The organism is Micromonospora sp. NBRC 110038 (genome assembly GCF_020884815.1).
Classification (GTDB): domain Bacteria; phylum Actinomycetota; class Actinomycetes; order Mycobacteriales; family Micromonosporaceae; genus Micromonospora; species Micromonospora haikouensis.
Map to the genome: position 1 here is coordinate 128472 of NZ_BBOL01000013.1, position 12777 is coordinate 141248.

Genomic DNA, 12777 nt, shown 5'->3' on the forward strand with positions numbered 1-12777 from the left:
TCAGCCCAGGATCAGGCCCGGGTCCGGGTCGGGGTCCGGGGTGGGGGCCGGGATCTTGTATTCCTCGGTGAGCGTCGTCATCGGGCCGGGCCAGGTGGCCTGGGCGACCTCGATGGGCTTGCGCCGGGCGTCGTAGGCGACGTGCAGCAGGTGCAGCACGGGGGTGTCGGGGCGGATCTGGAGGGTCTCCGCCTCCTCCCGGCTGGGCTGGCGGGCGGTGATGGTGTCGGTGGCGGTGACGTACTGCCGGCCGGTGGCCTCCTCCGCCTCCTGGTAGAGGGGCCGGCCGAACGCCTCGCCCCGCTCCAGGGTGGTGCCGGCGGTGTCGGCCGGCAGGAACCAGGAGGCACCCACCTCGACGGGGGAGTCCTCGGTGCGCACGAGGTGGCGGCGGCAGAGCAGCTCGGTGCCGTCGGCGACGCCGAACGCGTCGGCCACCTCCGGCGGGGCGGGGGCGCGGCCGACCGAGACGAGCTGCTGACGGTACCGGGCGGCCAGGTCGGTGTGGTAGCCGCGGAAGCCGCCGTACCGGCCCCGGGAGAGGCGGTTGAGCCGGCGTCGGGTGCCTCTGACGTACGTACCGGAGCCGGGTTTGGTGATCAGGATGCCCTCGACCCGCAGCTGGTCGACGGCGCGCTGCACGGTCTGCTTGGCGACGCCGAACATCTCGGCGATGGCCGGGATGGACGGCAGGCGCTCGCCCGGCCCCCAGTCGCCGCGGCGCACCTGGGCCTTGAGCTGCGCGGCGATCTGCCGGTGCGGGAACTCGGCCGCACCCGGGTTGATCTGCATGGCTCCTCCTGGAGATCACAGCTAGGTTCCTAGGATGCCCTAGGGGATGTGAGCGCGCCACCCCGGACACGCGAAAGCCCCCGGACCAGGCGATCCAGGGGCTTTCGGAAGAAACCCGGCTACCAGGAGCCGGCCGTCGGGCCGGCGGAGCCGCCGCGCCGGCGCAGATACTTCTCGAACTCCTGGGCGATCTCGTCGCCGGTCAGCGGGGTGATGCCCGCGTCGCCGACGCGTTCCTCCAGCTCACGCACGTATTCCCCCAGCTCGGCGTCCTGCTCGGCGGCCCCGCGCACCCGCTGCTCCCACTCCGCCGCCTCCTCCGCCAGGTCGGCCATCGGCACCGGCAGGTCGAGCACCTCCTCGACCCGGTGCAGCAGCGCGAGGGTGGCCTTGGGGCAGGGCGGGTTGTTGGCGTAGTGCGGCACGTGCACCCAGAACGACACCGCGTCGACCTCGGCGCGCGTGCAGGCGTCGTGCAGCACCCCGACGATGCCCGTGGGACCGTCGTAGCGGGTGGGGGTGAGCTGGTAGCGTCGCGCGGCCTCCGCGTCGGAGGCGCTGCCGCTGATCGGCAACGGCCGGGTGTACGGCACGTCGGCCAGCAGCGCGCCGAGCAGCACCACCCGTTCGACCTCCAGGCTGTGGCAGATCTCCAGCACCTGCTCGCAGAACGTGCGCCAGCGCATGCTCGGCTCGATGCCCCGGATCAGCACCACGTCCCGCTCGGTGCCCTCCGGGCTGGCCACCATGAACCGGGTGGTGGGCCACTCGACGCGGCGGGTCTCGCCGTCGGCCATCGTGATCGTCGGCCGGCTGACCTGGAAGTCGTAGAAGTCTTCCGGGTCCAGCTCGGTGACCTGCCGCGCCTGCCAGACCTGTTCCAGGTGCTCGACCGCCGCGGTGGAGGCGTCCGCGGCGTCGTTCCAGCCCTCGAAAGCGGCGATGGCCACGGGGGACCGCAGCACCGGCAGTCCGTCGAACTCGGTCATGCCGTCACCTCACCCTGTCGTCGGCGGGCGGTCCCGGGCTGCGGCCCGGTCGTCCGCCTGCCGGGCCCGGTGACGTCCCTGATGTCCTTCACGTCCGTCAGCCTACGTGTCGGGGCCGGATGCGGCCCGTCGGCCGCGCCGGTCCGGCCCGCGGGCCCCCGGTGCGTCGCGGCCCGCCCCCACCGTCGGATCCTCGCACTACCCTGAGTGGGGTGGGGACTTCGCTGCTGGACGTGCTGGCGGAGCGGGTTCTCGTCGCCGACGGCGCGATGGGGACGATGCTCCAGGCGGCCGAGCTGACCCTGGACGACTTCGAGGGGCACGAGGGTTGCAACGAGATCCTCAACGTCACCCGCCCGGACGTCGTCCGCGGGGTGCACGACGCCTACCTCGCGGCGGGCGCGGACTGCGTCGAGACGAACACCTTCGGCGCCAACCTGGCCAACCTCGGCGAATACGGCATCGAGCACCGGATCGGGGAGCTGTCCGAGGCCGGCGCGCGGATCGCCCGGGAGGCCGCCGACGCGTGGGGCACCGCCGAGCGGCCCCGGTTCGTGCTCGGTGCGATCGGCCCCGGCACGAAGCTGCCCACCCTGGGGCACGCCGCGTACGCGACGCTGCGCGACGCGTACCAGCAGAACGCGGCGGGCCTGCTCGCCGGTGGCGTGGACGCGCTGATCGTCGAGACCTGCCAGGACCTGCTGCAGGTGAAGGCGGCGGTGGTCGGGTCCCACCGGGCGATGGCCGAGGCCGGGCGGCGCGTGCCGCTGATCTGCCACGTCACGGTGGAGACCACCGGCACGATGCTGCTGGGCAGCGAGATCGGCGCGGCGCTGACCGCACTGGAGCCGTTGGGCATCGACCTGATCGGGCTGAACTGCGCGACGGGCCCGGCGGAGATGACCGAGCACCTGCGCTACCTGTCCCGGCACGCCCGGGTGCCGCTGTCGGTGATGCCGAACGCCGGCCTGCCGCAGCTCACCGCCGACGGCGCGGTCTACCCGCTGACCCCGGTGGAGCTGGCCGACGCGCTGGAGCGGTTCGTCGCCGAGTACGGGGTGGCGGTGGTCGGCGGCTGCTGCGGGACGACGCCGGAGCACATCCGGCTGGTCGCCGAGCGGCTGCGCGGGGCGCGGCCGGGCGCCCGCGAGCCGCGCCCCGAGGCCGGGGTCTCCTCGATCTACCACCACGTGCCGTTCGCCCAGGACGCCAGCGTCCTGATGGTGGGGGAGCGCACCAACGCCAACGGGTCGAAGGCGTTCCGGGAGGCGATGCTCGCCGGCGACTGGCAGGCGTGCGTGGAGATCGCCCGCAGCCAGGCCCGGGACGGCTCGCACCTGCTGGACCTGTGCGTGGACTACGTGGGCCGCGACGGCACCCGGGACATGCGGGAGCTGGCCGGGCGGTTCGCCACCGCGTCCACGCTGCCGGTCATGCTGGACTCGACCGAGCCGGCGGTGATCGAGGCCGGGCTGGAGATGCTCGGCGGGCGGTGCGTGGTCAACTCGGTCAACTTCGAGGACGGCGACGGGCCGGGTTCCCGCTACGCCCGGGTGATGCCGGTCGTCGTCGAGCACGGGGCGGCGGTGGTGGCGCTGCTCATCGACGAGGAGGGGCAGGCCCGCACGGCCGAGTGGAAGGTGCGGGTCGCGCAGCGGCTGATCGAGGACCTGACCGGCCGGTGGGGGCTGCGCCGGTCCGACATCCTGATCGACGCGTTGACCTTCCCGATCGCCACCGGCCAGGAGGAGACCCGCCGCGACGGCGTCGAGACGATCGAGGCGATCCGGGAGATCGCGCGGCGCTGGCCGGGGGTCAACTTCACCCTCGGTGTGTCGAACGTGTCGTTCGGGCTGAACCCGGCTGCCCGGCAGGTGCTCAACTCGGTCTTCCTGCACGAGTGCGTGCGGGCGGGGCTGACGTCGGCGATCGTGCACGCCAGCAAGATCCTGCCGATGTCGAAGATCCCCGACGAGCAGCGGGAGGCCGCGCTGGACCTGGTGTACGACCGGCGGCGCGCCGGCCACGACCCGGTGCAGCGGTTCATCGAGATCTTCGAGGGGGTGGACGCCTCGTCGGCGCGGGCCACCCGGGCGCAGGAGCTGGCGGCGCTGCCGCTGGAGGAGCGGCTGCGGCGGCGGATCGTCGACGGCGAGCGCAACGGCCTGGAGGCCGACCTCGACGCGGCGATGGCCGGGGGCCGGTCGCCGTTGTCGATCATCAACGACCTGCTGCTGGACGGCATGCGGGTGGTCGGGGAGCTGTTCGGCTCGGGCCAGATGCAGCTTCCGTTCGTGCTGCAGTCGGCCGAGGTGATGAAGACGGCGGTGGCCTACCTGGAGCCGCACATGGAGAAGGCCGACGACGGCGGCAAGGGCCGGATCGTGCTGGCCACCGTCAAGGGCGACGTGCACGACATCGGCAAGAACCTGGTGGACATCATCCTGTCCAACAACGGCTACGAGGTGGTCAACATCGGCATCAAGCAGCCGATCTCGGCGATCCTCGACGCGGCCGAGCAGCACCGGGCCGACGCGATCGGGATGTCGGGGCTGCTGGTCAAGAGCACGGTGATCATGAAGGAGAACCTGGCCGAGATGGCCGAGCGCGGGGTGGCGCAGCGCTGGCCGGTGCTGCTCGGCGGGGCGGCGCTGACCCGGGCGTACGTGGAGGACGACCTGCGGGCGGCGTTCCCCGGCCAGGTGCACTACGCCCGGGACGCGTTCGAGGGGCTGTCGCTGATGGACCGGGTGATGACGGCCAAGCGGGGCGGCGCGCCGGTGGTGGATCCGCAGCGGGAGGCGGCCCTGGCGGCGCGGCGGCAGCGTCGGGAGCGGCAGCGGGCGACGGTCGGGCAGGCGCTGCCGGGGCTGGACGACGCGTCGGTGCGCTCGGACGTGGCGGTCGACGTGGAGGTGCCGACGCCGCCGTTCCTCGGCACGCGGGTGGTGCGGGGGGTGCCGCTGGCGGATTATGCGGCGCTGCTGGACGAGCGGGCGACGTTCCTGGGGCAGTGGGGGCTGCGGGGGGCGCGGGGCGGCAAGGGCCCGTCGTACGAGGAGCTGGTCGAGACCGAGGGGCGGCCCCGGCTGCGGTACTGGCTGGACCGGCTGACCGCCGACAAGGTCCTCGAGGCGGCCGTGGTGTACGGATACTTCCCGGCGTACTCGGAGGGCAACGACCTGGTGGTGCTCGACGAGGACGGGCGCACCGAGCGGACCCGGTTCTCGTTCCCGAGGCAGCGGCAGGAGCGGCGGCTGTGCCTGGCCGACTTCTTCCGGCCGCGCGGCGACGGCCTGGACGTGGTGGCGTTGCAGCTCGTGACCGTGGGGCAGCCGATCAGCGACTACACGGCGAAGATGTTCGCCGGGAACTCCTACCGGGACTATCTGGAGGTGCACGGCCTGTCGGTGCAGCTCACCGAGGCACTGGCGGAGTACTGGCACCGGCGGATCCGCGCGGAGCTGACGCTGCCGGGCGGGCGCACGGTGGCCGACGACGACCCGGCAGACCTGGCGGGCCTGCTGCGCACCGACTACCGGGGCTGCCGGTACGCGTTCGGCTACCCGGCCTGCCCGGACCTGGAGGACCGGGCGAAGATCGTGGACCTGCTGGGCGCGGAGCGGATCGGGGTGCAGTTGTCGGAGGAGTTCCAGCTCGTGCCGGAGCAGGCGACCGACGCGATCGTGGTGCACCACCCGGAGGCGAGCTACTTCAACGCCAGATGACCGTCGGTGAAGTAGGGCTCGGCCGCCTCCAGCCGGGGCACCTTCACCCCCAGCCTGCGCGCTTCCGCCAGGGTGTCGCGGCAGATGGCGCGCAGCTCCTCGGGGTTGGCGTGCGCCGCCGTCACCCGGCGCATCGGCGGGAACCGGGCGAGCAGCCAGGAGAGGGTCGGCGCGGCCAGCCAGACGGGCACGGTGAACGGCAGCAGGTCGGCCCGATGCCGCCGCAGCTCGACGCCGCGCGCCTCGACCAGCGGCAGCAGCTCGCGGACGGCGAGGATCGCCTCGCGTACGTCGCCGCGCGTCATCGTGGACAGGGAACCAAGCCGCAGGCTCTGCGTGTGCAGACCCGCGTTCTGGACGAAGTGGATCGCCAGCCACCCCCGGAAGTCGGAGTTCTCCCGGACCCTGAGCCCGGCCCCGCGGAACAGCCCGCGTACGGCCTGCTCGCGTGCGGTCGGCGGCCGGTCGAGCGTGCCGAGGAAGACGGCGGGCAGCAGCGCCGCGCGCAGCACACCGTCGTCGCCGAAACCGCCACCGGCCCCGGGGAAGCCCCAGGCCACCTGCTCCGTGGGGAGATGGTCGATCGCGGCCAGCGGATCGACCCACAGGTTGTTGAAGACGAGCACCGTGGCCCCGCCCACCCGGGGCCCGAGGAAGGCCGTGGCCTCCGCGAAGCTGTAGTGCTGCACGCTCAGCACGATCAGGTCGAAGTCGTGGTCCGGCTCCAGCGACTCGCGGTAGCGCACCGGCCACTTCTCGGTGACGCGCTTTCCCCACGGCAGCCGTCGCGCGTCGAGCAGGTCGAGGTCGATCGCATCCCCGTACGCCGCCGCCCGCCCCGGCCGGACGTAGAACTCGACGTGGTGTCCGGCCCGTTCCAGGGCCCACCCGTAGACCGCGCCGATCACGCCCCGGCCGAACATCAAGATCTTCACGCGCCGCCCCGTAGGCTATAATTGGAGACCATCTCCACTTCCAACATATGGAGACGGTCTCCACTTGTCAACATGGGATCTCACGTGACCGACGCCAAGCCGCTGCGCGCCGACGCCCGCCGCAACCGCGACGCCCTGCTCGCCAAGGCGCGCGAACTCTTCGCCAACAACTGCTTCGACCTGCGCTTCGACGACTTCGCCAAGCTGGCCGGCGTGGGCACCGGCACGCTCTACCGGCACTTCCCGACCCGGGAGGCCTTGGCCGAGGCGGTCTACCGCGAAGAACTCACCGCACTGTGCGACCGCGCCCGCACACTGCACGCCACCCTCCCCGCCGACGAGGCGCTGGAGTCCTTCCTGCGTGGCCTCGTCGCCCACCTGCACGCCCACCAGGGTCTCGCCCGCACCCTCGCGGCGCTCATGGCCACCCGCCCGGACGCGATGGCCGAGGGCGCCCAGGCCCTGCAACAGGTCGTCGCCGACCTGCTGGCCTCCGCCGCCGAGGCGGGAACCGTCCGCGACGACGTGAGCGCCGGCGCCGTCATGATCGCCCTCCAGGGCATCTGCGCGGCGTACGACCACCCGGACTTCCGCGTCAACGCGGGCCAGGTCGTCACCCTCGTCCTCGCCGGTCTCCGCCACCCCGCGCCATGAGCGCCGCCCCGCCCGGCGCCGCCTCCCCGACGGGAGCGACGGCGGCGGGCCGCCGACGTGAGGCTCGGCGGAGCAACGCTGCGATCGGTGCGTTCGCGTGTACCGTCCGAAATGGCCTGGATGATGCCAGTTGAGCTCTCGACCTGGGAGTGTCCCCGATGCCTCGTCGCCCCATACCCGTCGATCCGTCGATCGGTGACCGCATCCGCGTCCGTCGGGAGCTGCGGGGCTGGAGCATCCGGTACGCCGCCAGCCGTGCCGGCATCTCCCACACGTCGTGGTCCCGGATCGAGCGTGGCCAGCAGCGCACCGACCGGTACATGGTGGTGGATCTGGCGGCGGCCCTGGAGTGCTCGGTGGTCGATCTGACCGGGCAGGCGTACACGCCGGCCGATCGGCAGCTCGATGCTGCGCGGATCGATGCCGAACGAGTATGGCGGATCATGATGGACACGCCGATGGCCGGCGGGCGGGAGGCGCCGGCCACCGTCGAGCAGGTGCGCCGTGAGGCGGGGCTGGTGCGTGCCCTGTACGGGCGGTGTGACTATGCGGGTGCCCTGCGCAGGCTTGTCGACCTGGTGCCGGCGATGCATGGCCTGACCGATCGGCGGGCGGCGTTGGCGGAGATGGTGCCCGTCTACGGCGTGGCGATGGGCTCCCTGCTCAACGTCGGCTATCCGGCTCACGCGTGGTTCGCGGCGGAGCGCTGCGCAGAGGCGGCGGGGTTGCTGGACGATTCGGTGGCTGCGGGGGTGGCGGCGGCCAACCGGGCCCGGGTGTCGGCCTACTCGGGCGCGTACGGGCCTGCGCGGGCGTGGTGCGACGCGGCGGGCGCCGACCTGGCGGGCAGCGGGGCGGACGCGGCCCTGGACGTGCTCGGGTTTCTGCATCTCGCGCGGGCCCATCACCTTGCCGGTCTGCGTGACCGCGCGGGCGCGGAGGACCATCTCGCCGAGGCGGCGCGGATCGTCGCGCACACAGGAGAGACCGAGAGCTGGGATCTTGCCTGGGGACCACGGAACGTGGCCCTGTGGCGGATGGCGTTCCAGCTCGACACGGGCCGCCCGGAGGCGGCGATGCGGACGGCCGCCGGTGTGGACGTGAGCGGCCTGCCGGCGGTGCGGCAGGTGTACTTCTGGCTGGACATGAGCCGGGCCGCCGAGGCGGTCGGGCGGGACCGGGACGCGGTGCGGATGCTGCTCGCGGCGGAACGGGTCGGCCCACAGCACGCGCGTTCGTCGACGTCGGCGCGGGAGACGGCCCGGTCGTTGCTGCGCCGGGGTGTCGCCTCGCCGGAGTTGCGCGGCCTGTGCGAGCGGATGAGCATGGCCGCACAGTAGTCGCCCGGTAGTGGTGCGTAGTCGTTCCAGCGACCGTGTGCGTCTTCCGTAGCGTCCTGATCACGGGTGCGGCTGCCCGCGTCTGACTGCCGCCGTGCCCTTGAGCCGGCGCGGTGGTGGCGGTCCTTCCCGGAGCCCACCGCCGCGCCCCTTCCCGAAGGGGTTGCAGGTGGGCGACGCGCAACACGATCCAGGGTCGAGCTGGGGCGAGCAGGCGGACGCGGAGGAGCGGGAGGCGGCGAGGCAGCGGATCCTCGCGCAGGCCGAGGCCGAACGGATACCGGTCGAGGAGACGACCCGGGCGGTGCCGGACCGGCGGTGGCGTCGTGGGCAGCGGTGAGCCGGCGATAGGTCGGCGGGTGGCGCAGTGGCGGGCGCGGCGGCGGATGACGCAGCAGATGCTCGCCGACCGGCTGGGCAAGTCCAAGAGCTGGGTGGACAAGGTCGAACGTGGCGTTCGCGCCTTGGACCGGTTCTCCGTCATCCGGGACGTCGCCGAGGTGCTGCGGGTGGATGCGACAATCCTGCTGGGCGGTGACGTGCGGCCGGCGGGAACCACCGGGACCGAGGGCGTGGAGGGGGTCCGGGCGGCCCTCGCCTGCTATGACATCCGCCCGGTCGGGCCCGATGTGCGGCCGGTGGGGTCGACGGGCGAGTTGCACCGGCCGGCGTCGCCCACCTGGCCACGGCGATCGGCCTGATCCGATGACCGCGCCGTTCCTGTCCCTGGCGCAGATCCGCAACCGGCTCATCCTCACCGCCCGCTGGGTCCTACGCGACCACCGACCCGCCCCCGACGGCCGCTGCCCGATCTGCCGCACGGCGGGCTGCCCGGCGGCCGCCGCCGCCCGCGACGTTCTCCGCGCGGCCACGGAGGTGCAGCTGTGGAATGCGCCGGCCCATCCGGCCGACGACCGAGGGGTTATGCGAAACGAAAACCACTTCCGTTAAGCTGGCGTCGACCTCTCGACGAAGGAGAACCCATGGCCGTACCGAAGCGGAAGATGTCGCGGTCGAACACCCGGCACCGGCGGGCGCAGTGGAAGGCGGCGGTGCCGCAGCTGACCCCCTGCCCGTGCCCGCGCAAGGAGATGGTGGTGCCGCACCGGGCCTGCGCGCACTGCGGGCTGTACAAGGGGCGTCAGGTGGTGGAGCAGCCGTGACCGGACGGCTCCCGGTGACGGTGCTGTCCGGGTTTCTCGGTGCCGGCAAGACGAGCCTGCTCAACCACGTGCTGGCCAACCGGGACGGGCTGCGGGTGGCGGTGATCGTCAACGACATGAGCGAGGTGAACGTCGACGCCGCGCTGGTCCGTGGCGGCGGCGCGCTGTCGCGGACGCAGGAGCGGCTGGTCGAGCTGACCAACGGCTGTATCTGCTGCACGCTGCGCGACGACCTGCTCGCCGAGGTGGCCCGGCTGGCCCGGCAGGGCCGTTTCGACTACCTGCTGATCGAGTCCAGCGGCATCTCCGAGCCGATGCCGGTCGCCGCGACGTTCGCCTTCGGCGTGGAGGGCGGGCAGGTGCTCGACGATCTGGCCCGCCTGGACACCACGGTCACGGTGGTCGACACGGCGGGCCTGCTGGCCATGATCGAGGCGGGGGAGAGCCTGGAAGCGCGAGGGCTGGCCGCGTACGAGGGTGACGACCGTGGCATCGCGGATCTGCTGGTCGACCAGATCGAGTTCGCCGACGTGCTGGTGGTCAACAAGACCGACCTGGTCGGCGCGGAGGACCTGGTGGTGGCCGAGGCGCTGCTGACCCGGCTGAACCCGGCCGCCCGGCAGGTGCGTGCCGTGCACGGTCGGGTCCCGCCGGCGGAGGTCCTCGACACCGGCCGGTTCGACCTGGAGCGGGCGGAGACCGCGCCCGGCTGGGTCGCCGAGCTCAACGGCGGGCACGTGCCGGAGACGGAGGAGTATGGCATCTCCAGCATCGTGTTCCGTGACCACCGGCCGTTTCATCCGCAGCGACTCTGGGACCTGCTCGCCGGTGGCGTGGACGGCTACGGGGTCGTGCGGTCGAAGGGCTTCCTGTGGCTGGCCAGCCGCCCCGGTGTCCAGGCGTTGTGGTCGCAGGCCGGCCCGACGGGGCGGTGCGACCCGGTCGGGGTCCCGGTGGTGGCGTCGGGGGAGTGGCCGCAGGACCCCGACGAGCGGGCCGAGTTGGAGTCCCGCTGGCATCCGGTCTTCGGTGACCGGCAGCAGGAACTCGTCCTCATCGGCGTGCACCTCGACGGTGGCGGCCTGCGGGCGGCCCTCGCGGCCTGCCTGCTCACCGACACCGAGATCGCCGCCGGGGAGGACGTGTGGCGGGCGTTGCCCGACCCGTTCCCCGCCTGGGACCTCGGCGACCTGCACGACCACGCGGACCCGGTCCCGGCCTGACGAGGGCCGCCCCTGGCAGCCGGGGACGTCGCCCGGTGGCGGCGCGAATGGTGCGCCCACTCGCGCCGCCACCGGGAGGCGGGCGGCCCGGTGTTCACCCGCCCCGGGGCCCGCGGCGGGCGTACTTCTGGCGGAACTTCTCCACCCGGCCGGCGGTGTCGAGCAGGCGCTGCCTGCCGGTCCAGAACGGGTGGCTGGCCGACGAGATCTGCACGTCGATGACGGGATAGGTGTTGCCGTCGCTCCACTCGACCGTCTGGTCGCTGGTGGCGGTGGAGCGGGTGAGGAAGGCGAAGTCGGCGCCCCTGTCGCGGTAGACGACGGGCCGGTACACGGGGTGGATGCCGGGCTTCATGCGGGTCGTGCTCCTTCGGTGTCGGTGTCGGTGTCGGTGTCGGATCCGGCCGGTTCCGCCGTGCCGAGGGGGAAGCAGCCGGCGAACGGGTCGGGGTAGGTGCACCAGGTGTCTTCGCCGTCGGCGAGTTCGGCGTCGGTGAGCAGGCAGCCGGCGAGGGTGCGGTGCAGGTCGACGGGGTCGATGTCGACGCCGATGAAGACGAGGTGCTGGTGCCGGTCGCCGTAGTAGGGGTCCCAGTCCAGGGCGGCGGCGATGCGCCGCTGGTCGTCGACGTGTTCCCAGCGGTCCTCGGGCAGGCTGACCAGCCAGTGCCCGAGGGATCCCATGGCCAGGCCGCCGCCGGCGAACTCCCAGGCCACCACGGTGTCGGGTTGGCTGGCCAGCCAGAGGTGCCCGCGGGAGCGGATGATCTCGGCGTTCACGTCCTCCAGCACGTCGTGCAGGCGCTGGGGGTGAAACGGCCGGCGGGCGCGGAAGACGGCGGAGACCACTCCGCAGTCGGGTTCCGGCTCGTGTGCGCCGAGGGCGTAGCCCTGCAGGCCGCGGGCGAAGATCCCCGGGGTTCCCGGACGGTGCCGACGGGTGTGGCGTAGCTGGCGGGTCAACGCGCCGGCGTCGACGACGTCGCCGTCGACGCGGAGGTGGGCCGCCCACGGGGCCATCCTCCGTAGCAGCACCGACAGCCTGCTCGTGTCGAACGCGCCTTCGCGCGACCGCCCCCAGAGCACCAGCGTGTCGGCGTACTCGATCTGCCGGACCACGACGTCGGCGAGCGCGCGGTGGTCGTCCTCGGCGGCCTGGATGCCGAGGGCGCGGAGGTCCTCGGTGCTGGCCAGGCCGTCGAGCAGATGTTCGGCGTCGAGGACGGTCACGTAGGAGTCGACGCGGACGAGGTCGGTGATCGGCGCGCCGTCGACGAGGCAGTGGGCGCAGGCGGCGGCGACGGCCTCGGGCTCCACCACCTCCGGCAGCATCAGCACCAGGTCCCGGCCGGGACGGGTGCGGGCGAGACGGGCGATGGTGGGCAGCACGTCCTCGCGCAGCGTGCAGGAGATGCAGCCGTGCCGCAGGGTGATCTGTTCGTCCTCGACGATGCCGGCGTCGGAGCGGACCACCCGACGGACGACGCCGTCGCGGATCCGGGCGAGGTCGTGCCGCACGAGCAGCAGCGACTCGTCGGCGGCGAGCAGCGTGCGGGCGACGGCGAAGGTTGCCGCCGGCCAGAACCCGGACAGGACGGTCAGCGACGGGCGGGTATCGACGTCGGTTGTCGCGGCGTGGGACGGGGCCTGTGGTGACGACGACATCGGACTCCTCTCGACCTAGTTGAAAACGATTGTCATTCTAAGCACACGGCGCGGTCGGGTGAACGACGGCCTGTGGGTCGGGTGGTCGGGGTCGAGCCGGGGTGAGGCCCGCCGCCCGGCGTCCGCGCCGGACCCTCGCCCGGCGTCCGCTCCGGACCCTCGCCTGGTGGTGAGTCGACGCCAGTGGCCCGGTGTGGATGTGGCCGGGCGGCTGGTGTAGAACTGAAAATCATTGTCGTTATCGTTAGGGCTACCACGAAGGAGAGAGCACCGTGTCCCGACGCTGTG

13 protein-coding genes are annotated in these 12777 nt (G+C 72.8%); 8 read left to right on the forward strand and 5 right to left on the reverse strand.

The window, feature by feature from the left end:
• Both LPU61_RS30765 and LPU61_RS30770 read right to left on the reverse strand, forming a co-directional pair.
• Positions 1–792: a GntR family transcriptional regulator gene (locus LPU61_RS30765; protein ID WP_229406894.1), complete on the reverse strand. Its 792-nt coding sequence runs from the start codon at positions 790–792 to the stop codon at positions 1–3.
• Positions 793–911: 119 nt separating this feature from the next.
• Positions 912–1781, reverse strand: a complete 870-nt coding sequence (locus LPU61_RS30770; RefSeq protein ID WP_043968784.1) for a PAC2 family protein — start codon at positions 1779–1781, stop codon at positions 912–914.
• Between the two features lie 212 nt (positions 1782–1993).
• Here LPU61_RS30770 and metH point away from each other — a divergent pair, with 212 nt between their 5' ends.
• Positions 1994–5509: a methionine synthase gene (metH, locus tag LPU61_RS30775; protein WP_229406895.1), complete on the forward strand. Its 3516-nt coding sequence runs from the start codon at positions 1994–1996 to the stop codon at positions 5507–5509.
• On the opposite strand, the gene LPU61_RS30780 is transcribed toward metH, so the two are convergent.
• Complete coding sequence (locus LPU61_RS30780; protein WP_229406896.1) at positions 5491–6444, reverse strand: ketopantoate reductase family protein; 954 nt, start codon at positions 6442–6444, stop codon at positions 5491–5493. The two genes, metH and LPU61_RS30780, sit on opposite strands and share 19 nt — an antisense overlap.
• A gap of 72 nt (positions 6445–6516) precedes the next feature.
• On the opposite strand from LPU61_RS30780, the gene LPU61_RS30785 reads away from it, so the two are divergent.
• The 7 genes from LPU61_RS30785 to LPU61_RS30815 all read left to right on the forward strand — a co-directional run bounded on the left by LPU61_RS30785 (position 6517) and on the right by LPU61_RS30815 (position 10824).
• On the forward strand, positions 6517–7098 hold the full coding sequence (locus LPU61_RS30785) for a TetR/AcrR family transcriptional regulator (RefSeq protein WP_229406897.1): 582 nt from the start codon (positions 6517–6519) through the stop codon (positions 7096–7098).
• 191 nt (positions 7099–7289) lie between these two features.
• The gene (locus tag LPU61_RS30790) at positions 7290–8438 is read left to right on the forward strand and encodes a helix-turn-helix domain-containing protein (RefSeq protein ID WP_229406906.1); all 1149 of its coding nucleotides are present in this window, start codon (positions 7290–7292) and stop codon (positions 8436–8438) included.
• 169 nt (positions 8439–8607) lie between these two features.
• Positions 8608–8778: a hypothetical protein gene (locus LPU61_RS30795; protein ID WP_229406898.1), complete on the forward strand. Its 171-nt coding sequence runs from the start codon at positions 8608–8610 to the stop codon at positions 8776–8778.
• A gap of 19 nt (positions 8779–8797) precedes the next feature.
• Positions 8798–9139: a helix-turn-helix domain-containing protein gene (locus LPU61_RS31895; RefSeq protein ID WP_374199734.1), complete on the forward strand. Its 342-nt coding sequence runs from the start codon at positions 8798–8800 to the stop codon at positions 9137–9139.
• Between the two features lie 4 nt (positions 9140–9143).
• On the forward strand, positions 9144–9389 hold the full coding sequence (locus LPU61_RS30805) for a hypothetical protein (RefSeq protein WP_043968789.1): 246 nt from the start codon (positions 9144–9146) through the stop codon (positions 9387–9389).
• A gap of 32 nt (positions 9390–9421) precedes the next feature.
• The gene (gene rpmF / locus LPU61_RS30810; protein WP_229406899.1) at positions 9422–9601 is read left to right on the forward strand and encodes a 50S ribosomal protein L32; all 180 of its coding nucleotides are present in this window, start codon (positions 9422–9424) and stop codon (positions 9599–9601) included.
• Positions 9598–10824, forward strand: coding sequence for a GTP-binding protein (locus LPU61_RS30815; protein WP_229406900.1), 1227 nt, complete (start codon positions 9598–9600; stop codon positions 10822–10824). The genes rpmF and LPU61_RS30815 overlap by 4 nt, the downstream gene beginning before the upstream one ends.
• Positions 10825–10918: 94 nt before the next feature.
• Here the strand turns inward: LPU61_RS30815 and LPU61_RS30820 are convergent, their stop codons facing one another.
• A complete protein-coding gene (locus LPU61_RS30820) occupies positions 10919–11179 on the reverse strand; it encodes a type B 50S ribosomal protein L31 (RefSeq protein WP_229406901.1) in 261 nt (86 codons plus the stop codon).
• Positions 11176–12489: a GTP-binding protein gene (locus LPU61_RS30825; protein WP_043968795.1), complete on the reverse strand. Its 1314-nt coding sequence runs from the start codon at positions 12487–12489 to the stop codon at positions 11176–11178. The genes LPU61_RS30820 and LPU61_RS30825 overlap by 4 nt, the downstream gene beginning before the upstream one ends.
• Positions 12490–12777 lie beyond the last annotated feature (288 nt).

Excerpts from the sequence above, each read along its gene's own strand:
- LPU61_RS30765 (WP_229406894.1), bottom strand. The coding sequence starts at position 792 with ATGCAGATCAACCCGGGTGCGGCCGAGTTCCCGCACCGGCAGATCGCC.
- LPU61_RS30770 (WP_043968784.1), bottom strand. The coding sequence starts at position 1,781 with ATGACCGAGTTCGACGGACTGCCGGTGCTGCGGTCCCCCGTGGCCATC.
- LPU61_RS30785 (WP_229406897.1), top strand. The coding sequence starts at position 6,517 with ATGGGATCTCACGTGACCGACGCCAAGCCGCTGCGCGCCGACGCCCGC.
- LPU61_RS30805 (WP_043968789.1), top strand. The coding sequence starts at position 9,144 with ATGACCGCGCCGTTCCTGTCCCTGGCGCAGATCCGCAACCGGCTCATC.
- rpmF (WP_229406899.1), top strand. The coding sequence starts at position 9,422 with ATGGCCGTACCGAAGCGGAAGATGTCGCGGTCGAACACCCGGCACCGG.
- LPU61_RS30820 (WP_229406901.1), bottom strand. The coding sequence starts at position 11,179 with ATGAAGCCCGGCATCCACCCCGTGTACCGGCCCGTCGTCTACCGCGAC.
- LPU61_RS30825 (WP_043968795.1), bottom strand. The coding sequence starts at position 12,489 with ATGTCGTCGTCACCACAGGCCCCGTCCCACGCCGCGACAACCGACGTC.